Genomic DNA, 26269 nt, shown 5'->3' with positions numbered 1-26269 from the left:
GCGATGGCCCGCGAGGACTACCGGGACCGCCTCGAGCGCCTTCGCGAGGCCATCGTCGCGATGGGCGATCTCGTCTACGAACAGCTCGCCGACGGCTTCACTGCACTGTTCACCGGCGATCGGCCGCTCGCACGCGAGGTCATCGAGGGCGACCGCACCGTCAACCGCCGCTCGCTCGAGCTCGAGAGCGAGTGCCTCGACCTGCTCGCGCTCCACCAGCCGGTCGCCGGCGACCTGCGGATCGTCGTCGCCGCGTTCAAGATCGCCACCGACCTGGAACGCGTCGGCGACCTCGCGACCAACCTGGCCGAGTACGCGCTGGACGCGACCGAATCGTCGCCGCCGCTTCCCGACGTCGATTTCGAGCGGATCGCCGCGCTCGCGCTCGAGATGCTCGAGCAAGCGCTCGAGGCGCTCGTCACGGAGGAGCCAACCGCCTGTTTCGCGGTTGCGGAGCGCGACGACGAACTCGATGCCCGCTGTGCCGGCGTTGCCGAGCGCGTCGTCCGGACCTGTATCGACCTCCGCGTCGAGGGCGTCGACGCGACCGACGATCGGACGATCGCGGCCGATTCGGCCGGCGATCCGCCGGTGTCCGACGTTCTCGCCGACGTCTCGCGAACGCTCGTGATCGCTCGCGACATCGAACGCGTCGGCGATCACGCCGTCAACGTCGCCGCCCGGACGCTGTACGCCCTCGAGAACAGCGACGAACTCCTCCGCTGAGACGGTCGCGCGGACTCGAGCGGTCGTACTGTGGTATTCGATCGGAACTGACCCGTGGCGGCACCGGCTCCGTCGATGGACGCTACTGTGTATCCGAATGTGCCCCTATTGACGGATATACAGTTCTCATAGCATCCCTTTTTTATAGCCTTTCGAGTCTTTCACGTGATGCAGAACGACCGGTTCGGGCGGTCCGTCGAAAGGGTATCGCGACGAAAACTTCTCACGACTGTCGGCGGGGGCGGAACGGCCGCACTCGCGGGGTGTCTCTCGAGCGAGAGCGACGACGGGAGCGAAAGCGAACCCGAGAGCGACGATGGCGACGAGAGCAGCGACGATGGACTGTCGGGAGAGGTCGTCGTCACGGGCTCGAGTACCGCCTTTCCGATTTCGCAGGCGATGCGCGATCGGTTCATGGCGAAGCATCCGAACGTCACCGTCACGGTCAAGTCGACCGGCAGCGGCGGCGGGTTCGAGAACCACTTCTGTCCCGGTGATTCGGACATCAACGCGGCCTCTCGGCCGATCAAAACCGCCGAACAGGATCACTGCACCGGGAACGGCGTCACGCCCGTCGAAATGCAAATCGCGGGCGACGCGCTCACGATGGCCGTCAGCACCGAGAACGACTGGGTCGACTGCATGTCGTTCGACCAACTGGCTCAGATCTGGGGCGAGGGAGGTGCGGAAACCTGGGCCGACATCGATTCGTCCTGGCCCGACGAACCGTTCGAACTCTACGGTCCCGACACGACCTCTGGAACCTACGACTGGTTCTCCGCGAACGTCGTCGGCGACGCCGGCCACCGCAGCGACTACGTCGGCACGGAAGACGACACCACCATCGTGCAGGGACTCGAGGGCAGCCCGTACGCGATGGGCTACTTCGGCTACGGCTACTACGCCGAGAACGCGGATCGCGTGAAAGCGCTCGACATCAAAGCAAACGCGAGCGACGCCTGCGCAGAGCCGACCCTCGAAGCGGCCAAGACGGGATCCTATCCGATGGCACGGCCGCTGTTCATCTATCCGTCCGAAGAAGCGCTGCAGCGCGAGGTCGTCTCCGAGTTCGTCCGATTCTACCTCGAGAACTCGACCGCCGACTGGATCGCCGAGGAGGTCAACTACGTCCCCTCGAGCGAGGAGCAGGCGGGCGAGAACCTGAGCGCGCTCGAGGAGATCGCGGGCGCGTAGTCTCGGTATCCTCCGGACTACGTCGATCGCCCTCGAGCGGTCGTCGTCCGTTCGTCGGTGGGTTCCCGTCGACGAGCCGTCGGCTCGACCGATTCGGTTCTGCTGTCCGTCGACGCGGCATCGACGAGAGCCGGTTCCTCGAGGTGGGTACTCCACTAGTCGGGGCATTTGCGCCGGATCTATAGACGACCTGCCGTTGTGAACCGTCCCGTTTCGACGGCTTTGGTGGCGCGAGCGGGGACGCACGCCATTGAGAATTGCTCACACGAGCCAACCACTATAGTTCGAGTGTATCTATAGTCTCGTTTGGCTATAGTCAGCTATGTAATCAATTGTGACAGTGCCTCCCGTCGCCACAATCGACTATTCGTGCCGCAGAGGGGTTTTGAACCCGATTATTTCGATTCCGCTCCGCTTCGATTGCGGCTATGGCTCGGTATGTAGGACTATATAGCTAACATAGCATCGTATTTCTATATACAGTCGAACGTTCACCTGATGACTGATACCAAGACGGATCGTTCGGTTCGCTCGTTTTCTCGACGGAAGGTGCTGGCCGCGACGGGCGCAGTCGGCGCGCTCTCTCTGGCCGGGTGTACCGAGAACACCGGAAACGGGGCCGGAAGCGGGAACGGGGACCGAGAACGAGTCGTCGTCACCGGGAGCAGTACGGTCTTCCCGGTTTCCGACACGCTCGCCGAGCAGTTCATGGAGCAGAACGACGACGTGAGCGTCACCACCGATTCGACGGGGACCGGTGGCGGGTTCAGTAACAACTTCTGTCCGGGTAACTCCGACATCAACGGTGCGTCGCGACCGATTCAGGACGCGGAACTGCAGAACTGTCGTGACAACGGTGTCGAACCGATCGAGTTCCAGATCGGAAAAGACGCCGTCACCATGGCCGTTAACAACGACTCACCGGTCGACTGTCTCAGCTACGACCAGCTCGCCCAGATCTGGAGCCAGAACGGTGCACAGACCTGGTCCGACGTCAACTCCGAGTGGCCCGACGCACAGATTCAGCGCTACGGCCCGCCGTCGACGTCGGGGACCTTCGACTGGTTCCGGAACAACGTGATCGGCGACGCTGGTAGCCACGTTCAGCAGTACGAGAAGACGGAAAACGACAACGAGCTCATTACGGGAATCTCGTCGACCGAGAACGCGATCGGCTACTTCGGCTACGCGTACTATCAGCAGAACGAAGACAAGCTCAAGGCGCTCGAGATCAGCCAGAGCGAGGGCGGCGAGTGTGTCGCCCCGAGCATCGACGCAGCGCAGTCGGGCGACTACCCGATGGCGCGACCGCTGTACATCTACGCCAGCGAGGAAGCGCTCCAGCGCGATCCGGTCTACAACTTCGTCGAGTTCTACATCGAGCAGTCGTCGACTAACACTATCAGCGACGTCGGCTACGTCCCCGTCAGCGAAGAGCAGGCGCAGTCGAACCTCGAAAAGCTCGAGAACGCGGTGAACTGAGCGCGGCGAACCGAACGATTCACCATGCGACGACACCCACACCACGGCAATGAGTGAGCGATCGATAGACGTCGACCTGACGCGATCCTCGTCGAGTCAGGTCGTCAGAGAACGCATTTACAAGTGGCTGCTGTTCGCTTGCGCCGCGCTGACGGTGTTGGTCACGGTGAGTATCATCTTCACGCTCGCGTGGGACGCGATCGCCTTTTTCACGGAGGTCTCGCCCGCCGAGTTCTTCACCGGCACGACGTGGTACGCCCAGTCGGACGGTGGGATCTACGGCGTCTGGCCGCTGGTGACCGCAACGCTGATCATCACCGTCGTCTCGGCGCTCGTCGCGGTGCCGACCGGCGTCGCCGCGGCCGTCTACTTGAGCGAGTACGCGAGCGATCGGATGCGGTCGGTCCTGAAACCGGCGCTCGAGGTGCTCGCCGGAATTCCGACGGTCGTTTACGGCTACCTCGCGCTCGTCTACCTGACCCCCGCGCTCCAGTGGGTTGGCATTCCGGTCAGCACGTTCAACCTGCTGTCCGCGTCGATCATGGTCGGGATCATGATCATTCCGATGGTGTCGTCGCTCTCCGAGGACGCGATGAGTTCCGTGCCGGACTCGCTCCGGCAGGCGGGCTACGGGATGGGCGCGACGAAGTACGAGGTGTCGACCGGGATCGTCATCCCCGCGGCAGTCTCCGGCATCTTCTCGTCGTTCATCCTCGCGCTCTCGCGTGCGATCGGCGAAACGATGATCGTCGTCATGGCCGCCGGGCTCCGACCGCGGATGTTCAACTTCGCGAACCCGCTCGACAACCTGCTCAGCTCCGGGCAGCCGATGACCGCCGCCATGGTCAACGCCGTCACGAGCGACGCGACCGGCGGATCGCCGACGTATCTGAGCATGTTCGCGCTCGGTCTGACCCTGTTCGCGATCACGTTCGCGATGAATCTCGCGAGCGACTACGTCGCATCACGCTATAAGGAGGAGTACCAATGATTGAAACCGACGCGACGACGGAGGTGGACGGATAATGGCGACCGAACAACGCACCGGCGACTGGTACGGCACGGACGAAGCGGTCAGCCGCGTCCGCGGTCAGGCGTTCAAGGCGCTCTGTCTCGGCGCGACGCTGCTCGCCCTGCTGGCCGTCTTCGTTCTGCTCATGTACGTCGTCGTCGACGCGTTCCAACCGTTGTCGGCCGACTTCGGTTGGCTACTCACGTTCGGCGCGACGGTCGTGCTCCCGGTTCTCGGTGCCGCTGGCTACTACTATACGAAGGATACGCGGGCCGGCGAGACCGCGGCGATCGCCCTCGGCCTTCCGTTCGTCTCGCTGTTGCTCACCAGCGGCGTGTTCATCACGTTCGAGCACATCGTTAGCGTCTATCGATGGCTCGCGATCCTCGTCGCGCTCATCGTGGCCGGCACCGTCGTCTACGCGCACAGCCGCGCTCGACCGACGGCCGACCTCGAGCGGTTGCTCGTCGTGGTCGCCGTTCCGGTTCTCGCGCTCTATCTGATTCCGAGGGTAATCCTCTCGCTGCCCGTCTTGCCTACGGAGTCGATCGCGCTGTTCGTCTCGTTCGTCCTGCCGGTCGCGGTCGTCGCCGGCTGGTTCGTTCGTCGACAGCGCGAGAACGACCGCGACGGCGTTACCGCGGCGGTGATGACGCTGATCGCGGCGGCGATCGGGGTCGTGGCCGCGCCGATCGTCGGCATCGCTCCGTTCGTCTGGATGTTGCTCGTCGCGGTCACCGCCGTTCCCCTCGGGCTCTACGTCGAGAGCGTCGTCCGTCGCGGAGTCGGCGTCAGCGGGCTCGCGTTCCCGCTGCTCGTGGTGGGCGGTATCGTCGCCGCGATCTTCGTAACGGACGCGCTCGCCTTCGCCGGGCCGAACTCGTGGCTCGACTGGAGCTTCCTCACCAGCGCACCCTCGAGAAACCCGCAGGACGCCGGCTTCTACCCGCCGCTGGTCGGTTCGGTGATGATGCTGCTCGTGATCATCGTCTCCGCGTTCCCCGTCGGCGTCGGCGCCGCCATCTACCTCGAGGAGTACGCGCCCGAACGGGGGCGATGGGGGCGGCTCGTCGACCTGATCGAGGTCAACATCGGGAACCTCGCCGGCGTGCCGTCGGTCGTCTACGGCGTGCTCGGGCTCGCGCTGTTCATCCGCTGGGGCAGCCTCGGTTCCGGGACCGCGCTGGTGGGCGGGTTCACCGTCGGACTGCTCATCCTGCCGATCGTCATCATCTCCTCGCAGGAGGCGATCCGCGCCGTCCCCGATTCGATGCGCCGTGCGTCCTACGGGATGGGCGCGACCAAGTGGCAGACGACCCGCAACGTCGTTCTCCCCGAAGCGCTGCCGGGGATCATGACCGGGAACATCCTCGCCATGGGGCGTGCGATCGGCGAGACGGCGCCGCTGCTCATCATCGGCGCACCGGCGGTCGTCCGCCTCGCCCCGGCTTCGTTCACGAGCAAGTTCAGCGCGATGCCGCGCCAGATCTACACCTGGTCGAGCGAGATCGATCCGGCGTTCCGGCACGGCGTGCTGGCGGCCGGTGTCGTCACGCTGCTCGTCGTGTTGCTGCTGATGAACGGCGCTGCCATCATCATTCGTAACAAGTATCAACGCCGAGACTGACCCATGTCACAAGATCCTATGACTGACCCGAACAGCCGTACCGATACCCAAACGACCGACGAGGGGCGAGCGGGCCTCGCGAGCGACGATCTCGAGGGAGCCGATCCGACGAGCGAGCCTCTGGTCGACTCGTCGATCGACGTCGACGGTCGTTCGGGTGCGCCGACGAGCGCGAGTCAGACCGTCATCGAGTCGAAATCGCTCGACGTCTACTACGACGACGTGCAGGCGCTGCAGTCGATCGATATTCAGATCCCGTCCAAGCAGGTCACGGCGATCATCGGGCCGTCCGGCTGCGGGAAATCGACCTTCCTCCGGTGTATCAACCGGATGAACGACCTCGTCGACGCCGCGCGTATCGACGGGGAGTTGCTGTTCGAAGGGAAAAACGTCTACGACGACGACGTCGATCCGGTCGTGCTCCGGCGCAAGATCGGAATGGTGTTCCAGGCACCGAACCCGTTCCCCAAGAGCATCTACGACAACGTCGCGTACGGGCTGGAAGTTCAGGGCATCGACGGCGACTACGACGCGATCGTCGAGGACGCACTTCGTCGCGCCGCCCTCTGGGACGAAGTGAAAGATCGCTTAGACGAGAGCGCGCTCGGACTCTCCGGCGGTCAGCAACAGCGGCTGTGCATCGCTCGAGCGATCGCCGTCGACCCCGACGTGCTGTTGATGGACGAACCGGCGTCGGCGCTGGATCCCGTCGCGACCTCTCAGGTGGAAGACCTGATCGACGACCTCTCCGAGGAGTACACGGTCGTCATCGTCACCCACAACATGCAACAGGCCGCCCGCATCTCCGACAAGACGGCGGTCTTCCTGACCGGCGGCGAACTCGTCGAGTTCGACGACACCGAGAAAATCTTCGAGAACCCCGAGCACGACCGCGTCGAAGACTACATCACCGGCAAGTTCGGGTGAGTCCGATCGCGGTGTGGTCGACGCAGATGTCGGCACCCGCGCTCTCGGTCGCCCTGTCGACACTGTTTTCTTCGCCTCTTCATCTCCCGCGATACTGTCTGTAATGCCGGTTAGTGCCGAGTATTGACCATGTCGCTTATCCGCCGACAGACCGTGTTATTAGTCCCCATGGTAGCCGACGGGGCGCACATCCTGATCGGTCTCGCACTGGTTCTGATCGTGTTCCGGTCGCGGCGACCCGAACCGTACCTCGTGACGGCGCTGGCCGCCGTTTTCCCCGATATCGACATCATCGTCTTCCATCCGTTAGTCGAACTCGGGTACGTGGAGGGCGTCCTGTGGACACACCGGGGATTGACGCACTCGCTGCCGATTGCGGTGGTGGTAGTCGCCCTGCTCTCGTACTTCGGTCCCTGGCGAGCCGCCGCCATCGGGTACGGATCGCACATCCTGTTCGATTACCTGACCGGTGGTGTCCGGCTGTTCGCTCCCTTCGATCACACCCTCTACGGACTCTCGTTCGATTGGCTCCTCATGAACCTCTTCGTGTCGGTCTTCACCGTCGCCGTGATTCTCGGCGGCCTATTGGGGATGAAAGAGGAATGCGAGTATCAACTTCCGTCACCGGTCGCACAAGCGGTGCTCGAGCGGTTCCAGTAACGTCGCCTCGGTCGTCAAGCCTACCGCTCGACGTCAGCTCCCGCAGCGTGTGAATACGTCTCGGCACTGCGTTGAGCACAAGTTATATCTCCGCCCGGAAAGGTGCGTGAATCATGGCCAGAAAATCCTATCAAGAGAAGCTCACGGAGCTTCGCGAGGACGTGCTCTACATGAGCGAAGTCGTCATGGAACGCCTTCGCATGGGGCTCGACGCCTTGGAGCAGAAAGACGAGGAACTCGCCCACGAAGTGATCGAGGGCGACGGCGAGATCAACCGGATGTACCTCGACCTGGAGAAGGACTGTATCGACCTGCTCGCACTGCAACAGCCGGTTGCGAGCGATCTGCGATTCATCGCGGCCTCGTTCAAGATCATCACCGATCTCGAGCGGATCGCCGACCTCGCGACCAACCTCGGCGAGTACACGATCGACGCCGAGCAGGATCTGTTCCCCGACGTCGACGTCCAGGAGATGGGCGAACTCACTCTCGACATGTTAGAGGAGGCGATGGTCGCCTACGACACCGAAGACACCGAACGGTGCCGAGCGCTCGCCGGCCGCGACGACGAACTCGACCAGTTCGCCGAGCGGGCTAGCGAGATCGTCGTTCGTGACCTCATCGAGCGCGAACTCGAGTCGCCCGACGAGGTCGAACAGTTACTCCAGGACGTGTCGCGGCTGCTGTTGACGATTCGCGACCTAGAGCGCGTCGGCGATCACACGGTCAATATCGCCGCGCGGACCCTGTACATGGTCGAAAACGACGACGAACTCATCTACTGACCGTCACGTTTGCACTAGAACAAGCGACCGTCTGAGGGCGGTGCTCTACCCGGTCGTGTTGTTGCCGCCAGTTTCGTTGCCGGTCTCGTTGCCGGTCATGTTCCCGGTTTCGTTGCCGCCAGTCTCGTTGCCGGTTTCGTTGCCGCCGCCACCGCCGCCCTGAATCTGGATCTCGCCTTCCATGCTCGGGTGGGGCTGGCACCGGTAGACGGCGATCTCGTCGGTCGCCTCGAACTCGAAGAACGCGTCCTGGGGTTCCGAGACGGGATCGCCGGTCGTGTACTCGTCGACGACTTCGCCGCTCGAGTTGCGCAGTTCCATGTTGTGTGCGGCGCCGTCGCCTTCCGACCAGCCGATCGTGTAGGTCTCGCCGCTCTGGAGTATCAGCGTCGGGTTCTGCTCGCCCTCGATCGGGGACGGTGCGAGGCCTTCCCAGTAACTGGTCTGGCCGCTGAAATCGATCTCCGTTCCGGGCTCGATCTCGTATCCGCTGCCGCCACCGCCGTTACCGCCGCCGCCGTTGCCGCCGCCGCCGTTGCCGCCGTTTCCGTTACCGCCACCGCCGCAACCGGCGACGAACGCCGTCGATGTCGCGACACCTGTCAACTTGAGCATCCGCCGTCGAGATAACCGATCGTCTCGTGCCATCAAGCTGACTTTGTTCTCAATCGGAATAGTCGAATACCCGTCTACTGCGTGGGAGTCAAGTGCGGGCCGATCTGAGGCCCGTATTCCGCGCTATTTTCGGCCCGTGGCGCGCGGGCGACAGCGAGGGAAGCGCCGATGCTACTGCGTCGGGTTCGACGCCGGTCGGCGCTCGGGAACGCAGGTCAACAGCTGCGCCGTGTCGACGATGTTTCGCGTCTCGAGCAACAGCTCCGCCGCCTCGCGCACCGTGAACTCGGCGTCCATGTCAACTCCGTGACAGGTGGCGTAACACTCGAGCCAGCGGTTCATCGCGGTCTCGAGCGCGTCGAACTCGGCCTCGCTGAACGGGACCAGCCGGCCGCCGGTGCGGGCCTCGACGTAGAGCCAGACGGCTCGTCCGGCCCCCTCGCGCAGATATTCGTCGGCGTCGCACGGAGCGGACGCGTCCGTCTCGCGGGTCGCTTCGCTCCCCGCTCGCTCGTCCGAGGCGCTTCGCGCCTCGCTCTCCTCGAGCGCCGTCCGCTCGCGCTCGGCGCGGCGAGCCAGCGCGGCGATCTGTGGGCCGTACCGGCTCACGCTATCCCTCGCGATACTCGACGCCCTTGCCGCCGCGGGGGTGTTCCCACTCGGTGTCGGCGACGACGGCACAGGTGCCACACTCGACGCAGGGCTGGGTGTCGAGGCTGACCAGCGTTTCCTCGGTGCCGTTCGTCTTGACCGTCTCCGAGCGGTAGCAGCCGCCGCCGAAGTCCTCGGCGCTGACCGGGCACGCGGTCACCGCCGCGCCGCTCGCGTCGAAGGATTCGTCGAGGAGTTCGATGTGGGGGTTCCCGACGTCGGTGTCGTAGGTCAGGTCCCCGATCCGTTCCTCGAGGCTCGGCGGCTCGATCTCGTTCTCCCAGTGGATCGCCTTGCCGTGTTCCTCGGCGATCAGCGTCGGCAGGGAGACGTAACCGGTCTTCGTATCGGGCAGCATCGACACGAGGAACGGCGAGTTGTAGGCGCGCTCGAGCAGCCGGTCGGCGATCGGGTTCCCGACCGCGAGCGAGCCGATCGGCGAGTCGAGCACCCGCTCGACGGCCCCGGTCACGGCGTCGTGCTCGCCGACGGTCCGGCTGAGTTCGTAGCGCCGGGGCCGAAGCTTGTCCATCGTGCCGGAGTCCGCGAGCATCTTCGCGTACCGGCGGCCGGCGGCTTCGGGATCGCTGTTCCCGCGGGTGACGGCGAAGGCGTCGGCCGCGAGCGCCCCGGCGGTAACGGCGTGGTTCATACCCTTGATGATCGGTCCCTGGGCCTGCATCTGGCCGGCGGCGTCGCCGACGAGGACGAGCCGGTCGCGGTAGGGTTCGCGGTGGGCGACCTTCTTCGAGTCGGGGACGAGCTTCGCCGCGTACTCGCGCTCGTGGTACTCGTTTTTGAACCAGCCCGCCAGCAGCGGATGGGTCAGCAGGGCGTCGAGCAGTTCGTGGGGCTCTGCCTCCCGTTCCATGAGACTGTCGAGGTGGAAGACGGTCCCGATCGACAGCGAGTCCTCGTTCGTGTAGAGGAAGCCGCCGCCCCGGACGTCCTCGAAGAGGTCGCCCGAGAACAGGTGGGCGGCCCCCTCGTCGGGCTCGAGATCGAACCGGTCGTCGATCGCGTCGGGCTCCATGTCGACGACGGCCTTGACGCCCTGGAACCACTCGTCGGGTTCCTCCCAGTCCATCAGGCCGGCCTCGCGGGCGAGTTCGGAGTTGACGCCGTCGGCCGCGACGACCAGATCCGCTTCAATGGGGTCGAGTTCGTCGCAGGTGACGCCGACTATCTCGCCCTCTTCGCGAAGGAGGCCGTTCACCCGAACGTTCGTCAGGACGCCGCCGCCCGTCTCGCTGGTCTTCTCGTGGACGCGGCGCTCGAGCCACGAATCCATCTCTCGGCGTAGCACGGCGTCACACCAGTCGGTGTCGTGTTCGTGGAGATCGACCAGGTCGTAGGTCTTGACCGAGTTTCCGGCGACGTTGTGGATGTAGTAGTCCGTGACGGGCCGCTCGGCGGCTTCCTCGCGGAAGCCGTCGAAGAGGTCGTCGATCGTGTAGGGCGCGGAGTCCTCGGCGTAGATCAATCCGCCGGAGACGTTCTTCGAGCCCGCCTCGGTCCCGCGTTCGAGCACGAGCGTCTCGATGCCGTGGTCGGCCAGCCGGGACGCGGCCGCGGCTCCGCCGGGGCCACAGCCGACCACGACGGCCTCGTAGTGCTCGTGGTCGTCAGTCATCGTCACCACCTCCGTCGGCGACGGCCTCGGGCTCGAGGGCCGTCTCACCGGATTCGACTGCCTCGGTGAGCCGCGGCACGACCTCGAAGAGGTCGCCCTCGACGAAGTAGTCCGAGAAGTCCCGGATACGGGCGTCGGTGTCGGTGTTGATCGCGACGATGGTGTCCGATTCGTCCATCCCGACCTTGTGCTGGACCGCCCCGGAGACGCCCGCCGCGATGTAGAGGTCGGGCGCGACGACCTGGCCGGTCTCGCCGATCTGGCGCTCTTCCTTCGAGTACTCCTCGACGTGGCCCTCGAACTGATACGAGGAGGTGACGATCCCCCGCGTGATGCCCAGTTCGGCGTTCTCGAACGCGTCGACGAGATCGAGGCCGAGCTCCATCCCCTCGGTGGGATCGTCCGCGATCCCGCGACCGAGACAGACGATCACGTCGTGGCCGGTGAGGTCGATCCCGGCCTCGAGTTGGTCGTACTCGCTGATCTCGACGCGGAACCAGTCGTCGTCCAGTTCCATGTCGTGTTCGACGACGAGCCCCTCCCGATCGTAATCGGGCTCCATCGGCTCGAAGCTGCCGGGAATGACCGAACAGCCCTGCGGGTGGAACTCCCGACCCGGATTGTCGAGACAGAGGATCGTCGAGTACTCGAAGCCCGAGAAGTCCGGGCGCTTCATGTGCAGGACCTTCTCGAAGGTCTTCTTGACGCCGGGCTCGCCGGTCTTGACCGGGTTCGAGACCTCGTTTTCCTCGATGAAGAGGTCCGAGCAGTCCGAGGCGAGTCCGGAGTCGAGTTCGGCTTGCACCTTCGCCGAGAGGTCCCGCCCGTTGTTCGTCGCCGGGAACAGGACGTACCGGGGTTTGTCGTAGTCCCGCCAGTCGGTGCTCTCGACGGTGCCTTCGCCGCGGGCCATGTGCGCCGAGATTTCGGTGTAGGGCTTGTGCAGGAACCGGTCCAACCTGCGGTCGTCGTGATAGACCGCAACGTCGGCCCCGTAGGCGATGCACTCCTCGGCCAGCCCCTCGCAGTCGTCGCCCATGAGGAACGCGACGACCCGCTCCTCGTCGCCGTAGTCCTCCGCGAACTGGTCCATCAGTTCGCGGGCCTTGCCGAGCATCTCTTTGGAAACCTCGAGCAACTCGCCGCCCTGTGTCTCGCAGAACACCCACATGTCGGCGTACTCGCCGTCCGCGAGCGCCCGCACGTGTCGCTTGTCGCGGGTGGGATGGGAGAGGTCGTCGTCCACCTCGTCGTCGGCCGCGTCCGCCTCGTCTCCGTCGGTCGATTCCGCTTCGGACGCTTCCTCGCCCTCCGCTTCGTCGCCCACGTCTTCTTTCGTCTCCTCGTACTCGCCTTCGGTCTCGGTGCCCTCCTCGATCCCCTCGAGGTCGGAACCGATCTCCTCGAGCCGGTCGCGGATCGCCTCGCGGGCCGTCGTCCGATCTTGCCCGGCCCGCTCCGCCTCGAGGACCGAAGTCAGCTCCTCTTCGTCGTCTACGTCGTCGAGTTCCTCTGTCAGTTCGTCGACTGTGTGGTCGTCCGGATCCAGCGCCGTCATTTCAATCACCCGCCTCCGCGGCGTACGGTTGCATTTCCTCGAGCACTTCGTCCATGCCGTCGTCGTCGGGATCGATCATCGTCGCCTCCCGTTCCGACGGCGCTTTGGGGATCGGATCGACCGACGAGACGATCGTCGGCGAGCCGTCGAGCCCGATGTAGTCGGGATCGAGATTCAGGTCGACGTGGTCCCACGTCGTCAGGTGCTCGTCGTGTTCTGCGGCCCGCTCTTCGGTCTCGGCCCGGAGGCGCTTGTGCGTCAGCCGGTGGGAGGCCTTCCGGTAGGTCGGCTCGAACTCCGGATCCGTGACGACGAAACACGGTAGCGGCGCTTCGACCGTCTCGATCTCGTCGATATCGCCCTCGACGAGACGTTTCGCCCGCAGTGTCCGCTCGTCGGGATCGATGTCGAGCGCGATGACGTGGGTGACGATCGGCCAGTCCATCGCCCAGCAGGTCTGGGGTCCGGTCTGGCCGGTCTCACCGTCGGCCGTCTTGAACCCCGCGAAGACGACGTCGACGTCGGCGACCTCCTCCTGGTACTTCTCGAGGCCGGCGGAAAGCGTGATCGCCGTCGCCCAGGTGTCGGAGGCGGCCAGCTCGCGGTCCGACAGCAGGTAGCTGTCGTCGGTGTAGACCGACTCCATCGCTCCGTTCAGCACGTCGGCGTACCCCGGCGGTCCCATACTCATCCCGCTGACGTGACCCCCGTGGCGTACCTTCGTCTGGAGCGCTGCTTCGAGCGCGAACGCGTCGTTCGGGTTCATTACCGTCGGCGTCTTCCCCCGCTCGAGATGGCCGTCCTCGTCGAACGAAACGGCCCCCTCCGAGAAGTCCGGGACGCCTTTCGTCAGTACGATCGATCGCATGGATACCTCCGTCGGCCCTGTGTGGTTGACTTTAACATGCCTGTGGTCCCCTATCATATTATCAGTATTAAGAATAGGGGTGAAAATGGCCGACAGAATCCGCCGCTCGCGGGGAGAGCGATTTCACTCTTCCATCGGCTCGAGAGGCTGTCTCAGAACGTTTCGGATTCACTCGAGCGGTTACTCGAGGACTGAAAGCCGACAGTGGGGGAGGAACCGCGTCACTCGCGTTCGCGCTCGGTCGTCCCCATCGTAATCTCGCCGTCGGCCCGGATCGTGCCGTCGATCTCGGCGTCGGGACCGAGCTCGAGGTCGTCACAGGAGACGTCACCGAGAATGCGCGCGTCGCGTGCGATGGTCACGTCACCGTCGCGGGTGGTCAGATCGCCGTGGATGCGGGTTCCCTCGCCGACGGTGATGTCGCCGCGGGCCCGGAGACTGCCGAAGATGTTGCAGTTTTCGCCGATATCGATCGTCTCTGCGCGGACGTTGCCGTGCAGCCGGCAGTCGCTTCCGATCGTCGCCGGCGTCGAGACGCGCCAGGCGTCGTCGCCGACGGTCGCGTTGCGGGGGATCACGAGGGGCTCCGCTTCCGGCTCGTCCTCGTCGTCGACGAGTTCGGAGATGAGCCGCTGGGCGGCGTCTTCCTCGCCGATCAGGAGGAGGTGCTTGAGGTAGACGAACAGGAAGACGATCGTCGGCATCGGATTGCGGATGACGATCCAGCCGTTGGCCTCGAACCCCTCCTCGATCTCGACGTCGTCGCCGATGTCGAGGTCACCCGCGACTTTCAGTTTCCCGCCGATGTGGACCCGCTCGCCGATGTAGGCGTCCTGACCGACCAGTACGTTTTCGGCGACGTCACACCACATGTCGAGCCGGCAGTCGCCGTCGGCTTCGATGGCGCCGCCGAACTCGGCCGATTCACCGGCCAGCACGTTTCGGCCGCGGACGCCGAACTCGACGGTCGCACGGCCACCGACGAGGACGTCCCCATCGGTCACGAGGTCGCGTTCCTGCGCTTCCGTCCCGTCGGGAACGACGAGTTCGTCGAGCGGATCCCTGCTGAAGGCCACACTCGCATCCAAAGGGAACACCGCCTAATAAACCTCGCGCGTCGTCAGTCGTCCGTCTGACGCTCGGCTGCCGCTTTCCACGCTCGCATCGGTCCTCCGTCGGCCGGACCCGCCTCCCTTTTACACCCCCACCGCATACCACCGGCCATGACCACGCTCGCGTTCGACGACGACGGCGTCGACGTCGTCTACGAAGGCACCGAGTTCCGCCTCGAGAAGGATCTCGTCGAGGAGGCCACCGAGAAGTCCTACTACGACGTGACCGACCACGAGGTGCTGAAGATCGTCGCCGAGCAGCCGAACCTGCAGGGCGAGCCGCGCCGCATCGGTGACATTCTGGACTGAGCACGCTCTCGTCTCCCTCTCAGTAGACGACGTGCAGTAACACGAAGACGACGATGCCCAGCGAAAAGGAAATCAGCCACAGCGTCGCCGCGAACCGGCCGATTCGGGCGTGGCTCGTCTCGCGGAGCTCCGCGATCGGACGCGAGAACGCCAGCAGGAGGGCGTAGTAGAGCAGCGGGATACAGACGATCGCCAGCAGGATGTGAATCGCGAGCAGCGGCAGGTAGACGAACTGGTAGACCGTTTCCGGACCGGGGAACGGCTCCGGGCCGCCGGTCGCCGTCAGCCGGTAGAGGTACAGCGCGAGAAAGCCCACGAACAGGCCGAACGAGGACAGCATCGCGACCCGGTGGCGCTCGACGTTACCGCGGCGAATCGCCCGCCAGCCCACCGTGATCGTTCCGATCGCGACTGCACTGATGATGGCGTTGACCAGCGGAATCGTCTCGAGCACCCACTCCGGCGCGGCCGGCACGCTCGAGGGCGGAATCCGACCGCCCGCGGCCGCGAAGACGACCGCCAGCGACACCACGCTCAATACCCCGGTGAGGAGGCGTACGCGCTCTCGAGGGACGTATTCCATGTGTGCTCGTTCGAGCGCAGCGGGAAAGTGGTTGCCGTCTCGGCCGCACCGCACGGGAGCGAATCGCGCGTCGACGCGTCCGCTGCTCGCCGCCCGTCGACGAACCGTCGGTGCGTCCGGGCGGGCCGCCAATAGCGAGTGCAGGTGTCGCCCCCGATCTCTACGAGGCGACGACGTTTCGCACCTCGCCGCCGCAACTCGGACACGTCGGCTGGTGGCTGGCCGCGGTCGTTCCGTAGTCGCAGTCGCGGCACTCGAACCGTCTCTGGTCAGGCGTGAACGGATCTCTGCGAACCATGGTCGCGCCTCCACCGAACAGTGTGTTAAAGTTTACCACGATACGGACGGACCGAGCGAGTCCGGTTACTGCGGTCGCTGTCGGTGGGACGTGATTCTATCGGCCCGATCCGAGCGACGACGCTATCGCTCGTCGGTGTAGCGTCGGAAAGGATTATGCGTGGGTGATGTCCACGAAGGGAAATCACCTGCATCGGTTGTGGTGGAGCTCAGCCACCTGTGCGATGCGTGGGACCGGATTCGAACCGGCGGACCCCTACGGGACAGCGCCCTCAACGCTGCGCCGTTGGCCTGGCTTGGCTACCCACGCTCGCGGTCTCTGTCTGCACTCAATCGTATCCAGTGTGATTATAAAAGCCCTTTCCTTTGGGTCGGCGACTGCGGCCGGGTCACACGTCGGATCCGGTCTCCGCGTGACAGGTGGCGCGACTGCTCGCACCGCCGACACGCGCCTGGCGCTGTGGTGGCGGTTGCCCCCTCGCCTCACTGCCTCGAGTCCGACCGCCGCCCGCGAGAGACACAAAGGTTTCAACGCTCGAGAGACAGTTCCGACCGATGACACTGCCGGCGGTCCGGACGCGCGCGTTCGCAGGAGCGATCGTGGTCGCCGGGATGATCGCTGCCGGGGTGCTCGTCTCGCCGTCGACGCTGCTCGGGACCGTCGACTCGCTGGCGGCGGATCCGGCCCTGTTCGGGCTCGTCGTCGCGGGGCTCTACCTCGTGCGTCCGTTGCTGGCCTGGCCGACCACGCCGCTCGCGGCGATCGTCGGCTACGGCTTCGGCGTCGCGGCCGGCATTCCGATCGCGCTCGTCGGCGTCGTCGTGACCGTCCTGCCAGTCTTTGTCGCGGTCCGCTGGCTCGTCACGGACGACGACGAGCGTGCTCGAGCGACCGAGACCGACTGTGTCGCGCCGGCCACTACCCTCGAAGGTGACGGTGACGGCGGGCTCCTCGAGCGGGCCGGCGATGCCGTGACGCGCTACTACGACGCGACGGGGCCGCTGCGTGGCGTTACCGCCTCGCGGTTGGCTCCGATCCCGTCGGACGTCGCGACCTGTGCCGCCGCAGTCAGCGATGTCAAACCTCGCCATCTGGTGATCGGGACGGCCATCGGCGAACTGCCGTGGACGACCGCTGCGGTCGTCGTCGGCGCGTCGGCGGCGACGCTCACCTCGAGCGGGTTCGGCGAGTTCGGACTCGTTCTCTCGGCCGCCTGCGCCGTCGCTGCAGGGCTCTTGCTCGCCGGTCCTGCGTACCGAACGCTCAGAGCACGGAGCCGGACGACGCCGGAGCGAGCGGACGACGCCGGCCGATCGACCGACGGCTAAAATCGAGGAACGAGAGCGACGGATTCAGCGACGCCTGGGACGGCGAGCCACTTCTCGGTGGCTCACCCGTCGTCGATGCCGTCGACCAGCGAGTCGCTCAACTCCTTCAGATCCGACTCGAGGTCCCGGTAGGCCTCGGTGTCGGTCAGGTCTTCGACGGCGTGTTCGTCCTCCAGTGTCTCCATCTTGTTCGAGAGCGACTGCAGCTCCCGCCGTCCGTCGTCGCCGTAGCGCGATTGCACGCGGAGGTTCTCGATGATCCGAGTCAGTTGCGCTCGCGTCACGGGTTTCGTGATGTAATCGTCGATATCCAGCTCGACGATGTCGAGTCCGGGATCGACCGCGGTCACCATGATCACCCAGCAGTCGTAGCCCGCTACGCGGATCTCCTCGAGAACGCGATCGCCGGTGATGTCGGGCATGTGTCTGTCGAGCAAGACGACGTCGATATCCTCGCTCACGCGATCGAGCGCGGTCTGTCCGTCGTAGGCGGTGATGACCTCGTAATCTTCGCCGACCCACATCGCGTAGAGGTCGGCCAGGTCCCGTTCGTCCTCGACGACGAGGATCGTCGGTTGCGCAGACATAGAGATCGTTGATAGCAACCACCGACCGTCGTCTTGTAGGGGTTCCGGGTGACTCACGACTCGAGTCGGGCGCCGAATCGGTGCCGTTCGGCTCGAAAATCGCCGCTCAGCGGAAGGGGTCGCTGCAGTCGATGATGACTCCGTGTTGAGGACAGACGTACTTACAGTGGCGTTTGTACATCGCCGCGTCGCAGTGCGGACAGCGCGGGCCGGCGGCCGCACGGTCGCTCGAGTCCTCCGTCTCGGGATCACCAGCGGAGCCGTCCCCACCGTCGGCGCTCATACCACGATGTTCCCGCCGATGGATTCTAAGTGTGGCGTTTCCGGCGGTCCGATACGAACACGGCCGAGAAAAACGGCACGAGAGAGATAGAGATGTCGCGAAACGGCCTCAGTCAGCGCTCAGCACTCGCTCCAGCCACAGGACTCGCAGGTCTTGCAGCCTTCGGAGAAGTACAGCGACATCGAGCCGCAGTCGGGACACTCGGGCGATTCGCCGGCGTCGATGAGGTCCTGGGTCGTGTCGTCGGCGTCTGCGGACGCCCCGCTCTCTGCGGCGGCCGCGCCGCCGTCGGTCTTGGGGCCGTCGTAGTCGGCGATCTCCGCGTCGGCCGACTCCTCGAGCGTCTGCTGGCGCGGGTACGGCTTGTCGATCTCGTTCTCGAGGTACCGGCGCATCGCGGTTCCGATGGCGTCCGGGATCGACTGGATCTGTTCGCCCTTGTCCCAGGCGACCTTCGGGCTCCGCGTCCCGCAGAGTTCGTCGACGATCTCCTCGGGGTCGACGCCCGAGCGCAGCGAGGTCGAGATGACCTTCGCCAGCGCCTCGGTGAAGGAGTTGGTGAAGCCGCCGGAGTGGCCGATGTTGGCGAACAGCTCGAACGGCTGGCCGGTCTCGGGGTCCTCGTTGATCGTCACGTAGATCTTCCCGTAGCCGGTGTCGATGCGCTGGCTGACGCCCTGCAGGGCGTCGGGCCGTTCCCGTTTCTCGGTGAAATCGATCTGCGTGGGTTCGGCCTCGCCGAGCAGCGAGTCGACGTCCGCCTCGAGGACGTCCGCGACCTCCTCGCTCTCGAGGAACTGCTCGAGCCCGCCGAAGATCTCGTCGATCTGTTCGACCAGCGCCTGTGCGGCTTCGGTCTCGTCGGCGAAGTCGGCGTTCTTCGCGCGCGTCGTCAGCACCTGCTTCGAGCGAGTGCCGTCGCGGTAGTAAGTGACGCCCTTGCCGCCGTGCTCGTAGATGTACTCGAAGACGTCCTTGGCGTCCTCGAGCGTCGAGTCGTTCGGCGCGTTGACGGTCTTCGAGATCGCCGAGTCGACGCCCTCCTGGCAGGCGACCTGCACGCCGGCGTGTTCTTTCGCCGAGAGAGCGCCGGTCGTGACGAACAGTTCGCCGATGGCGTCGGGCACCGTCGAGAGGCCCTCGACGCCGTTGAACTGATTGGTCGCCATCTGTTCCTGGGCCTCCTCCTTGACCGCGTCGACGTCGATATCGTTGGCCTCCAGCGTTCGGAGGAAGTAGTCGTCGAACTCGACCAACATCTCGTCGCCCTGCACGTCGTCGGAGACGTTCTTGTAGTAGGCGACGTTGTAGATCGGCTCGCAGCCGCCGGTGGTGTTGCCGACCATCGAGGTCGTGCCGGTCGGCGCGATGGTCGTCACGTTGTGGTTGCGGATGGGGAAGCCGTCTTCCCAGTCGTCGGCGTCGAGCCCGGTCTGTTTCTCGAACCACTCGCGGTACTCGGTCGGGTTCGCGTACTTGGACTTGTCCCACTCGTCGAAGCTCCCGCGCTCCTCGGCGAGCTCGTGGGACGTCCACTTCGCGGTGTGGTTGATGTGGGTCATCAGCTGGCGCGCGACCTCGTTGGAGGCGTCGCTACCGTACTCCATGCCGAGCTGGATGTACAGCTGTGCCAGCCCCATGATGCCCAGGCCGATCTTGCGCATCTCCCGGACTTTCTCCTCGATCTTGTCGACCGGGAAATCCGACATCGTGACGACGTTCTCGAGGAACCGCGTGCCCATCTCGATGCGGCGGTCGAACTCCTCTAGATCGATCGCTTCGTCGATGAAGGCGTCGACGGCGTCCTCGAGCGAGTCGTACTCGTCGCCGCGCTCGTCGTACCAGACGCGCCAGTCGGGCGCCTCGAGGTCCGCGACCGTCGAGAGGTTGATGTGGCCGAGGTTACAGGCCTCGTACTCCTCCAAGGGCTGCTCGCCGCAGGGGTTCGTCGCGAGGATGCGGTGGTCGGGGTGTTTCTCGACGTCGAAGGAGTGCTGTTTGTTGACGCGCTCGAGGTAGATGACGCCGGGTTCGCCGTTCTCGTGGGCGCCCTCGACGATGTCGTCCCAGAGCTCCTCGGCCGGGATCGACAGCTCCTCGCCGACCTCGACGTGCTCGCCGAGGCCGAACATCTCGTAGAGTTCCTTCGTCTCCTCGGTGGCGATGTGCGGTTCACCCGTGCGCGGGTTCGTGAAGGTGAACTCCTCGTCGTTCTGCAGGGCCTGCATGAAGTCGTCGGTGATGCCGACGGAGATGTTGAAGTTAGAGAGGTGACCCTCGACGGCGTTCCGGAGGTGCTCGGGGACTCGCCCCTCGTCGTCGATGAGTTCGCGGGCCTCCTCGAGCGCGTCCTGGAAGGAGTTGTGCGTGAAGTCGTCGGGGTCGTTCAGACGCAGCGTCTCGGCCAGCGAGACGTCCTTGTTCTTGGCGTGGATGAACTGGATGACGTCGGGGTGGGAGACGCGCATGACGCCCATCTGTGCGCCGCGGCGCGCGCCGCCCTGGGCGATCGTCTCGCACATCTGGTCGTAGGTGCGCATGAACGTGATCGGGCCCGACGCGATGCCGCCGGTCGAGCCGACCGCGTCGCCGTAGGGGCGCAGGCGCCAGAAGGCATAGCCCATGCCGCCGCCGCTCTGGAAGACCTGCGCGGCCTCCTTGGCGGTCTGGTGGATGTCGTCGATGTCGTCCTCGGGGGAGTCGACGAAACACGCGGAGAGCTGCTGGAGCTCGTCGCCCGCGTTCATCAGGGTCGGCGAGTTCGGCATGAAGTCGAGGTTCTCCATCATGTCCTGGAACTCGTCGGCGACGTCCTCGACGTGTGAGCGGACCTCGTCGGGGAGCTCGGGGACGACGGTGTCGTAGGCGAACTTGTTGACGTTGTAGATAGACAGCGTCGTTTCGTCGTCGTCCTCTGCAGTAGTCCCCGCTCCGAACACCTCTTCAGCGAGTTCGTCGCGCCGCGGGTGATCGGGCTTGAGCTGGTCGGGCGTGACCGTGATTTCGACGTCGCGATTGCGTGCCTCGAAGACGGCTTCGGCCAGCGCGATGTTCTTGCCGACGCGGTCGAAGAGGTCCTCCTGTTCCTCGATCAGGTCGCCGTCGGCGTCCTTGCGGAGATAGCGGGCCGGCAAAATGTCGTGGTATGCGTTGTCGGTCAACCGCTCCTCGAGAGTCTCCCCGTCGGTGCGCTTGATCGGCAGGGTGAGATCCGCCGCAGAGAGTTCCGCGTCGCTCATGCGCGAGCCACCTCGTCGCTGTCCCGCCGTCGAACGGCCATTCTGGCGTACATCCGAGTCCTTGCTCTCATCATTCGTGACGAAGGTTCGGTATTCATGCATCCATCATAAAACGTGGTGTTGTCGTCCCACTTTTCTTGTAGTAGTACAAATGTGCTTTCAAAGATGCCTCTGTAGCCTATCGTCTCTCGTTCCCCCGCGACCGGCGAGGCGGTCGCCTGTGCGGTTACTGAGTCCTACGTCGCCGACCATCTTAACGATTTTCAGACCGGACTGAAAGTGACCGGAAGAGACGGGAAACCCGTCGCATGCCGGCGATTTTCTCTTTCACTACTCCGTTTTCCCGTCGCTGCCGATGGACGAACGCCGTGTCAGTCACCGACGACTGAGAATCACGATATCCAGAAAGATTACGTCCGTGCAGTGCGGGACGGTACGTATGATCGATGCAATAACGTCGGCACCGCCGATCCTGCTGGTCCTGGCCGCACTCGCCGTCTTCGCGGTCGCCGTTATCGCGATCCGGATCGCGATCAAACTGGCCGTTCGAGTCGGTATCGTCGCGGCTGTCGTCCTCGCAGCCCTCTACGCGGTCGGCAAACTCGAGCTCATTCCCGGCGTCTAAGGACAGTACTGGTCGAGTACGCTGCACGTTTTCGAACCCGAACGCGTCTCACTCGAGCGTCGCGAGGAAGTTCTCGATCACGTCGTGGCCGACCGCCGTGAGCACGCTCTCGGGATGGAACTGGACGCACTCGAGAGGATACGCATCGTGGCGGACGCCCATGACGAGCGTCTCGCCATCGTGTTCTGCCGTTGCGGTCACCTCGAGACAGTCCGGCACCTCGGTCGCGATAAGTGAGTGGTATCGCCCCGCGCGAAAGCCCTCCTCGAGGCCCGCGAAGACGCCCTCGCCGTCGTGGTCGACGGACGAGGCCTTGCCGTGGATCGGCTCGGGCGCTCGGCCGACGGTCCCACCGTACTCGTAGACGGCGGCCTCGAGGCCGAGACAGACGCCGAGCGTCGGTACCTCGGGTGTGAGTTCTCGAAGGACGTCCATCGTGACGCCGACGTCGCGGTCGTTCTTCGGGTGGCCGGGGCCGGGACTGATGATGATCGCGTCGGGATCGACGGCCCGGACGTCGGCGAGCGAGGCGGTGTTCTTCAGGACCTCGGTCTCGGTGCCGGGCAACTGGCTGACGTACTCGACGAGGTTGTAGGTGAACGAGTCGTAGTTGTCGACGAACAGGACGGTGAGCGGCTCCGCGTCGCCGTCGTCGGCCCTCTCGAGTCCGTCACTGTGCCCCTCGCGGACAGTCGCTTGCTCGCTCATCGGCTCACCTCCGGGGTCGCTTCGGGTTCTCGGTCGGGAGTCGCTTCGTTGGCGGGCAGTTCGATCTCCTCGAGCGCCGCCAGCACGCCGCCCATCTTCTGCTCGGTCTCCTCGTACTCGGCGGCGGGGTCGCTGTCGGCGACCAGCCCCGCGCCGGCCTGGACCGTGATCCGCTGTCGATCCGCTTCGTTTTCTACGGTCGCGGTCCGGATCACGATCGCGAAGTCCGTGTCGCCGGTCCACGAGTAGTAGCCGACGCCCCCGCCGTAGAGGCCGCGGGGCTCGGACTCGAGGTCGTCGATGATCTCCATCGCGCGGATCTTCGGCGCGCCCGAGAGCGTGCCGGCGGGGAACGCCGCCCGCGTCGCGTCGAACGCGTCCGAGTCCGCGGCCAACGTCCCGGTCACCGTCGACTCGATGTGCTGGACGTGGCTGTACTTGAGGACGTTCATGAACTCGTCGACGCGGACCGATCCCGGTTCGGAGACGCGGCGCACGTCGTTGCGCGCGAGGTCGACCAGCATCGTGTGTTCGGCGCGTTCCTTGCCGTCGGCCAGCATCTCGCCCGCGAGCCGGCGGTCCTCGACGGGGCTCGAGCCCCGGTCACAGGTGCCGGCGATCGGATTGGACATGACTTCGCGTCCGCGCACGGAGATCAGGGTCTCGGGGCTGGCTCCGACGACGGTCAGGTCGTCGTGGTCGAGCAGGTACATGTACGGCGAGGGGTTCACGTCCCGCATCGCCTCGTAGAACCCGAGGGGATCGATCTCGCCGTAGAGCTCTCGCGTCCGCGAGATGACGCCCTGATAGATGTCGCCGTCGAGGACGTGTTCTTTGGCCCGGCGAACGCTCTCCTCGTACTCGGCTTTCGGCCCGGCGACTTCGTCTTCGCGAACGAATCCGCCCGTCTCCGGCGTTTCGGCGTCGCGAAGCGTCGCCGCGACGCGGGCGGCCTCCTCCTGAAGCGCGTCGTACACCGTATCGGGATCGTCGTCGGCCTCGAGCACGGGCGTGAAGACGAGCGAGACGGTGCCGTCGCGCTCGTCGAACGCCAGCGTCTTGGTCGTCAGGAGGAACTGCGCGTCGGGGAACCGGGAGTCGGGCCGCTCGAGGCCGACTTCCTCGAGCCAGAGGTCGTAGACCGCGTCGTACGCGAGGAAGCCGACCAGGCCGCCCTCGAGATGCTGGCGGTCGTGGTCGGGCACGTTCTCGAGCCGGACATCGGGCATCGCGGCTCGCAGCGCGTCGACGGTGTCGCCGTCGTCGTCGGCCTGCGGCTCCGCGCCCATCTCGGTGAGCGGCGCGTCGTCCGAGAGCGCCTCGACGGTGGCCTCGCCCGACTGGACGGTTACGACGGCCTCGGGGTCGTAGCCCACGTAGGAGTAGCGCGCGTGGCGCTCGGCGTCCGCGTTGCTCGGCCGGAAGGCCCCGTCGGGATCGCTCGAGGCGGTCTTTTCGGCGCTCTCGAGCAGGAAGGCGTACGGCGATCGCTCGCGGTCGCTCGCCTCCGCACGTCCCGTGAGGGCGGTGTAGGCGGCCAGCGGGGTCGTCTCGGTCTCGAGCGTCGCGACGGTGCGGACCACTGCCGGTCGGTCCTCGCGGTCGTCGCTCGTGCCCGCGTACTCGCGGAACGCCTCGCGGCCGATGTCGAACGCTGGCGGCTCGAGTTCGGCGGCGTCTTGGTCGGACATATCCGTCACGGTTCGACCTCCGGCGGACGGCGGGCGCGCTTGGCTCGGTCGACGAACGATCGGACGGCGTCGACGTCCTTGACGCCGCCGCGGTCCTCGACGCCGCTGGCCACGTCGACCGCGAACGGGCCGACGGCCTCCACCGCGTCGCCGACGTTCTCGGGCGTGAGCCCACCCGCGAGGACCAGCGGCGACTCGAGATCAGCGGCGGCCATTCGGGTCCGGTCCCAGTCGTGGGTTCGGCCGGTCCCGCCGCCGCCGTCTTCCCCGGCCGTGTCGACGACCAGCCCGTCGACTACGTCGTCGTAGGTCTCGGCGGTTGCTGCGTCGTCGGCGTCGACCGCGAGCAGGAGTTCGACGTCGAGTTTCGCACGCAGGTAGGCGAGGTCGCCCGGCCGAATGCCGCCGTGAATCTGGAGGGCGTCGGGCTCGATCTCCTCGACCAGTTCGATCGCCGCCGCGGGATCGTCGGGCATCGTCACCAGCACGCTCGTCACGAACGGCGGGGTGGCCGCCGCGAGTTCCGCGGCCCGCTCGCTCGAGACCTCCCGGGGCGTGTCGACCGGAACGTCGCAGATGATGCCGACCGCGTCCGCGCCGGCGTCGACGGCCGCTGCGAGGTCGTCCTCGCTCGTGAGCCCACAGATCTTGACGCGGGTCATCGTCCCTCTGCCGGCTTTGCTGGGGCGTCGCGGAGTCGCTCGAGTTTCGTCGCCGCCGCCCCGGAGTCGATGGCGTCCCGCGCGGCGTCGGCACCGGCCTCGAGCGAGTCCGCTTCGCCGGCGACGTAGATCGCTGCGCCGGCGTTCGCGAGGATGACGTCCCGTTTCGCGCCGGTCACGTCGCCCGCGACGATGCCGCGCATGTCGGCCGCGTTCTCCGCGGGCGCGCCGCCCGAGATATCGTCGATGTCGTGTTCCGAGAGACCGAGATCGGCCGGCTCGAGGGTGTACTCCTCGACGGCCTCGCCGTCGACCTCCGCGACCCGCGTCTCGCCGTGGATCGCGATCTCGTCGGTGCCCGATCCGTGGACGACCAGGGCGCGCTCGACGTCCATTCTGGACAGCGCCTCCGCGAGGACGGGGACCAGATCGGGCTCGTAGACCCCGACGACCTGCGCGTCGGCCCCGGCGGGATTCGTGAGCGGGCCGAGGACGTTGAAAATCGTCCGCATACCGAGTTCCTTGCGCGGGCCGATGACGGCCTTCATCGCCGGGTGGAACACCGGCGCGAGCATGAAGCCGATGCCGTCGGTCTCGATGGCCTCCTCGACGGCCGGCGGCTCGGCCTCGACGTCGACGCCGACCTCCTCGAGCACGTCCGCGCTGCCCGACGACGAGGAGACCGAGTAGTTGCCGTGTTTGGCGACCGGAACGCCAGCCCCGGCCGTGACGATCGCACTCGTCGTCGAGACGTTGATCGTGTTGTAGTCGTCGCCGCCGGTCCCGCAGGTGTCGACCAGCGGCTCCCGGTCGGGCGAGATCGTCCGCGCCGCGGCGCGCATCCCTTCGGCGAAGCCGGCGATCTCGGCCTCTGTTTCACCTTTCGCGCGCAACCCCGTCAGCAGTGCGCCGATCTGTGCCTCCGTCGCGTCCTCGAAGACGGCCGTCGAGGCCGCTCGAGCGTCTTCCTGCGTGAGATCCTGCCCGTCCGTGACTCGTTCGACGTACTCCTTCATTGTGGTCACCAATGTACGTTGTTGTCTTGTAATGCCCAAATCCGTACATCGACTTAAGCGTATCGACCGCCCGCGTGGGGTCGACTCGCG

Annotated in this window: 26 protein-coding genes and 1 tRNA gene; 11 read left to right on the top strand and 16 right to left on the bottom strand. The window is 65.6% G+C overall.

Annotated features, from left to right (window positions below; all coding sequences use genetic code 11):
• The first annotated feature begins 3 nt into the window (after positions 1-3).
• The 8 genes from phoU (NDO75_RS26860) to phoU (NDO75_RS26825) all read left to right on the top strand — a co-directional run bounded on the left by phoU (NDO75_RS26860) (position 4) and on the right by phoU (NDO75_RS26825) (position 8413).
• Entirely contained in the window at positions 4-726 is a 723-nt protein-coding gene (phoU, locus tag NDO75_RS26860) for a phosphate signaling complex protein PhoU (RefSeq protein WP_310909604.1), read from the top strand.
• Between the two features lie 168 nt (positions 727-894).
• Positions 895-1920, top strand: coding sequence for a PstS family phosphate ABC transporter substrate-binding protein (locus tag NDO75_RS26855; RefSeq protein ID WP_310909603.1), 1026 nt, complete (start codon positions 895-897; stop codon positions 1918-1920).
• A gap of 498 nt (positions 1921-2418) precedes the next feature.
• On the top strand, positions 2419-3402 hold the full coding sequence (locus tag NDO75_RS26850; protein WP_310909602.1) for a phosphate ABC transporter substrate-binding protein PstS family protein: 984 nt from the start codon (positions 2419-2421) through the stop codon (positions 3400-3402).
• Positions 3403-3451: 49 nt separating this feature from the next.
• A complete protein-coding gene (gene pstC, locus NDO75_RS26845; protein WP_310909601.1) occupies positions 3452-4393 on the top strand; it encodes a phosphate ABC transporter permease subunit PstC in 942 nt (313 codons plus the stop codon).
• Between the two features lie 34 nt (positions 4394-4427).
• A complete protein-coding gene (gene pstA / locus NDO75_RS26840; protein WP_310909600.1) occupies positions 4428-6041 on the top strand; it encodes a phosphate ABC transporter permease PstA in 1614 nt (537 codons plus the stop codon).
• Between the two features lie 18 nt (positions 6042-6059).
• Positions 6060-6968 carry a phosphate ABC transporter ATP-binding protein PstB gene (gene pstB, locus NDO75_RS26835; protein ID WP_310909629.1) on the top strand — a complete coding sequence of 303 codons (909 nt, stop codon included), beginning with the start codon at positions 6060-6062 and terminating at the stop codon, positions 6966-6968.
• A 168-nt stretch (positions 6969-7136) separates the two neighbouring features.
• Positions 7137-7628 carry a metal-dependent hydrolase gene (locus NDO75_RS26830; RefSeq protein ID WP_310909599.1) on the top strand — a complete coding sequence of 164 codons (492 nt, stop codon included), beginning with the start codon at positions 7137-7139 and terminating at the stop codon, positions 7626-7628.
• A 113-nt stretch (positions 7629-7741) separates the two neighbouring features.
• Positions 7742-8413, top strand: coding sequence for a phosphate signaling complex protein PhoU (phoU, locus tag NDO75_RS26825; protein ID WP_310909598.1), 672 nt, complete (start codon positions 7742-7744; stop codon positions 8411-8413).
• 45 nt (positions 8414-8458) lie between these two features.
• On the opposite strand, the gene NDO75_RS26820 is transcribed toward phoU (NDO75_RS26825), so the two are convergent.
• The 6 genes from NDO75_RS26820 to NDO75_RS26795 form a co-directional block, all read right to left on the bottom strand.
• Complete coding sequence (locus NDO75_RS26820; protein WP_310909628.1) at positions 8459-9028, bottom strand: hypothetical protein; 570 nt, start codon at positions 9026-9028, stop codon at positions 8459-8461.
• 171 nt (positions 9029-9199) lie between these two features.
• On the bottom strand, positions 9200-9637 hold the full coding sequence (locus tag NDO75_RS26815; RefSeq protein WP_310909597.1) for a hypothetical protein: 438 nt from the start codon (positions 9635-9637) through the stop codon (positions 9200-9202).
• Position 9638: 1 nt separating this feature from the next.
• Positions 9639-11312, bottom strand: a complete 1674-nt coding sequence (locus NDO75_RS26810; RefSeq protein WP_310909596.1) for an FAD-dependent monooxygenase — start codon at positions 11310-11312, stop codon at positions 9639-9641.
• Entirely contained in the window at positions 11305-12870 is a 1566-nt protein-coding gene (locus NDO75_RS26805) for an electron transfer flavoprotein subunit alpha/FixB family protein (RefSeq protein ID WP_310909595.1), read from the bottom strand. The genes NDO75_RS26810 and NDO75_RS26805 overlap by 8 nt, the downstream gene beginning before the upstream one ends.
• Position 12871: 1 nt before the next feature.
• Entirely contained in the window at positions 12872-13738 is an 867-nt protein-coding gene (locus NDO75_RS26800; RefSeq protein ID WP_310909594.1) for an electron transfer flavoprotein subunit beta/FixA family protein, read from the bottom strand.
• A gap of 221 nt (positions 13739-13959) precedes the next feature.
• Positions 13960-14814 carry a polymer-forming cytoskeletal protein gene (locus NDO75_RS26795; RefSeq protein WP_310909593.1) on the bottom strand — a complete coding sequence of 285 codons (855 nt, stop codon included), beginning with the start codon at positions 14812-14814 and terminating at the stop codon, positions 13960-13962.
• 147 nt (positions 14815-14961) lie between these two features.
• On the opposite strand from NDO75_RS26795, the gene NDO75_RS26790 reads away from it, so the two are divergent.
• The gene (locus NDO75_RS26790) at positions 14962-15159 is read left to right on the top strand and encodes a DUF5800 family protein (RefSeq protein ID WP_310909592.1); all 198 of its coding nucleotides are present in this window, start codon (positions 14962-14964) and stop codon (positions 15157-15159) included.
• 19 nt (positions 15160-15178) lie between these two features.
• Here NDO75_RS26790 and NDO75_RS26785 read toward each other — a convergent pair whose 3' ends face one another.
• The 3 genes from NDO75_RS26785 to NDO75_RS26775 all read right to left on the bottom strand — a co-directional run bounded on the left by NDO75_RS26785 (position 15179) and on the right by NDO75_RS26775 (position 16349).
• Positions 15179-15742 carry a DUF420 domain-containing protein gene (locus NDO75_RS26785; RefSeq protein WP_310909591.1) on the bottom strand — a complete coding sequence of 188 codons (564 nt, stop codon included), beginning with the start codon at positions 15740-15742 and terminating at the stop codon, positions 15179-15181.
• Positions 15743-15902: 160 nt separating this feature from the next.
• Positions 15903-16040: a rubrerythrin-like domain-containing protein gene (locus NDO75_RS26780; protein ID WP_310909590.1), complete on the bottom strand. Its 138-nt coding sequence runs from the start codon at positions 16038-16040 to the stop codon at positions 15903-15905.
• Between the two features lie 224 nt (positions 16041-16264).
• Positions 16265-16349, bottom strand: a tRNA-Leu gene (locus NDO75_RS26775).
• 245 nt (positions 16350-16594) lie between these two features.
• Between NDO75_RS26775 and NDO75_RS26770 the strand changes: the two genes are divergently transcribed.
• Complete coding sequence (locus NDO75_RS26770) at positions 16595-17368, top strand: VTT domain-containing protein (protein WP_310909589.1); 774 nt, start codon at positions 16595-16597, stop codon at positions 17366-17368.
• A gap of 62 nt (positions 17369-17430) precedes the next feature.
• Here the strand turns inward: NDO75_RS26770 and NDO75_RS26765 are convergent, their stop codons facing one another.
• The 3 genes from NDO75_RS26765 to NDO75_RS26755 form a co-directional block, all read right to left on the bottom strand.
• The gene (locus tag NDO75_RS26765) at positions 17431-17955 is read right to left on the bottom strand and encodes a response regulator (protein ID WP_310909588.1); all 525 of its coding nucleotides are present in this window, start codon (positions 17953-17955) and stop codon (positions 17431-17433) included.
• A gap of 106 nt (positions 17956-18061) precedes the next feature.
• Positions 18062-18238, bottom strand: coding sequence for an HVO_2523 family zinc finger protein (locus NDO75_RS26760; RefSeq protein WP_310909587.1), 177 nt, complete (start codon positions 18236-18238; stop codon positions 18062-18064).
• A 119-nt stretch (positions 18239-18357) separates the two neighbouring features.
• Positions 18358-21477, bottom strand: coding sequence for an adenosylcobalamin-dependent ribonucleoside-diphosphate reductase (locus NDO75_RS26755; protein ID WP_310909586.1), 3120 nt, complete (start codon positions 21475-21477; stop codon positions 18358-18360).
• Positions 21478-21916: 439 nt separating this feature from the next.
• Between NDO75_RS26755 and NDO75_RS26750 the strand changes: the two genes are divergently transcribed.
• A complete protein-coding gene (locus NDO75_RS26750) occupies positions 21917-22102 on the top strand; it encodes a hypothetical protein (RefSeq protein ID WP_310909585.1) in 186 nt (61 codons plus the stop codon).
• Between the two features lie 48 nt (positions 22103-22150).
• Here NDO75_RS26750 and trpG read toward each other — a convergent pair whose 3' ends face one another.
• The 4 genes from trpG to trpD are packed head-to-tail and all read right to left on the bottom strand — an operon-like array spanning position 22151 to position 26179.
• Positions 22151-22810, bottom strand: coding sequence for an anthranilate synthase component II (gene trpG / locus NDO75_RS26745; protein WP_310909584.1), 660 nt, complete (start codon positions 22808-22810; stop codon positions 22151-22153).
• The gene (trpE, locus tag NDO75_RS26740) at positions 22807-24501 is read right to left on the bottom strand and encodes an anthranilate synthase component I (RefSeq protein WP_310909583.1); all 1695 of its coding nucleotides are present in this window, start codon (positions 24499-24501) and stop codon (positions 22807-22809) included. Before trpE ends, trpG begins: the two co-directional genes overlap by 4 nt.
• Before the next feature lie 5 nt (positions 24502-24506).
• Positions 24507-25163: a phosphoribosylanthranilate isomerase gene (locus NDO75_RS26735; protein ID WP_310909582.1), complete on the bottom strand. Its 657-nt coding sequence runs from the start codon at positions 25161-25163 to the stop codon at positions 24507-24509.
• Positions 25160-26179, bottom strand: coding sequence for an anthranilate phosphoribosyltransferase (gene trpD / locus NDO75_RS26730; protein WP_310909627.1), 1020 nt, complete (start codon positions 26177-26179; stop codon positions 25160-25162). Before trpD ends, NDO75_RS26735 begins: the two co-directional genes overlap by 4 nt.
• Positions 26180-26269 lie beyond the last annotated feature (90 nt).

Origin of the sequence: Natrinema sp. 1APR25-10V2 (assembly GCF_031626495.1) — an archaeon.
GTDB lineage: Archaea > Halobacteriota > Halobacteria > Halobacteriales > Natrialbaceae > Natrinema.
The sequence above is the reverse complement of the archived record's forward strand: the minus strand, read 5'-3'. Positions and strand labels throughout refer to the sequence as shown.

What these genes read in the sequence shown, in the direction of transcription:
- phoU (WP_310909604.1), top strand. Translation starts at nt 4, where the DNA reads ATGGCCCGCGAGGACTACCGGGACCGCCTCGAGCGCCTTCGCGAGGCC.
- NDO75_RS26855 (WP_310909603.1), top strand. Translation starts at nt 895, where the DNA reads ATGCAGAACGACCGGTTCGGGCGGTCCGTCGAAAGGGTATCGCGACGA.
- NDO75_RS26850 (WP_310909602.1), top strand. Translation starts at nt 2,419, where the DNA reads ATGACTGATACCAAGACGGATCGTTCGGTTCGCTCGTTTTCTCGACGG.
- pstC (WP_310909601.1), top strand. Translation starts at nt 3,452, where the DNA reads ATGAGTGAGCGATCGATAGACGTCGACCTGACGCGATCCTCGTCGAGT.
- pstA (WP_310909600.1), top strand. Translation starts at nt 4,428, where the DNA reads ATGGCGACCGAACAACGCACCGGCGACTGGTACGGCACGGACGAAGCG.
- pstB (WP_310909629.1), top strand. Translation starts at nt 6,060, where the DNA reads ATGACTGACCCGAACAGCCGTACCGATACCCAAACGACCGACGAGGGG.
- NDO75_RS26830 (WP_310909599.1), top strand. Translation starts at nt 7,137, where the DNA reads ATGGTAGCCGACGGGGCGCACATCCTGATCGGTCTCGCACTGGTTCTG.
- phoU (WP_310909598.1), top strand. Translation starts at nt 7,742, where the DNA reads ATGGCCAGAAAATCCTATCAAGAGAAGCTCACGGAGCTTCGCGAGGAC.
- NDO75_RS26820 (WP_310909628.1), bottom strand. Translation starts at nt 9,028, where the DNA reads ATGCTCAAGTTGACAGGTGTCGCGACATCGACGGCGTTCGTCGCCGGT.
- NDO75_RS26810 (WP_310909596.1), bottom strand. Translation starts at nt 11,312, where the DNA reads ATGACTGACGACCACGAGCACTACGAGGCCGTCGTGGTCGGCTGTGGC.
- NDO75_RS26805 (WP_310909595.1), bottom strand. Translation starts at nt 12,870, where the DNA reads ATGACGGCGCTGGATCCGGACGACCACACAGTCGACGAACTGACAGAG.
- NDO75_RS26800 (WP_310909594.1), bottom strand. Translation starts at nt 13,738, where the DNA reads ATGCGATCGATCGTACTGACGAAAGGCGTCCCGGACTTCTCGGAGGGG.
- NDO75_RS26790 (WP_310909592.1), top strand. Translation starts at nt 14,962, where the DNA reads ATGACCACGCTCGCGTTCGACGACGACGGCGTCGACGTCGTCTACGAA.
- NDO75_RS26785 (WP_310909591.1), bottom strand. Translation starts at nt 15,742, where the DNA reads ATGGAATACGTCCCTCGAGAGCGCGTACGCCTCCTCACCGGGGTATTG.
- NDO75_RS26780 (WP_310909590.1), bottom strand. Translation starts at nt 16,040, where the DNA reads ATGGTTCGCAGAGATCCGTTCACGCCTGACCAGAGACGGTTCGAGTGC.
- NDO75_RS26770 (WP_310909589.1), top strand. Translation starts at nt 16,595, where the DNA reads ATGACACTGCCGGCGGTCCGGACGCGCGCGTTCGCAGGAGCGATCGTG.
- NDO75_RS26765 (WP_310909588.1), bottom strand. Translation starts at nt 17,955, where the DNA reads ATGTCTGCGCAACCGACGATCCTCGTCGTCGAGGACGAACGGGACCTG.
- NDO75_RS26760 (WP_310909587.1), bottom strand. Translation starts at nt 18,238, where the DNA reads ATGAGCGCCGACGGTGGGGACGGCTCCGCTGGTGATCCCGAGACGGAG.
- NDO75_RS26755 (WP_310909586.1), bottom strand. Translation starts at nt 21,477, where the DNA reads ATGAGCGACGCGGAACTCTCTGCGGCGGATCTCACCCTGCCGATCAAG.
- NDO75_RS26750 (WP_310909585.1), top strand. Translation starts at nt 21,917, where the DNA reads ATGATCGATGCAATAACGTCGGCACCGCCGATCCTGCTGGTCCTGGCC.
- trpG (WP_310909584.1), bottom strand. Translation starts at nt 22,810, where the DNA reads ATGAGCGAGCAAGCGACTGTCCGCGAGGGGCACAGTGACGGACTCGAG.
- trpE (WP_310909583.1), bottom strand. Translation starts at nt 24,501, where the DNA reads ATGTCCGACCAAGACGCCGCCGAACTCGAGCCGCCAGCGTTCGACATC.
- NDO75_RS26735 (WP_310909582.1), bottom strand. Translation starts at nt 25,163, where the DNA reads ATGACCCGCGTCAAGATCTGTGGGCTCACGAGCGAGGACGACCTCGCA.
- trpD (WP_310909627.1), bottom strand. Translation starts at nt 26,179, where the DNA reads ATGAAGGAGTACGTCGAACGAGTCACGGACGGGCAGGATCTCACGCAG.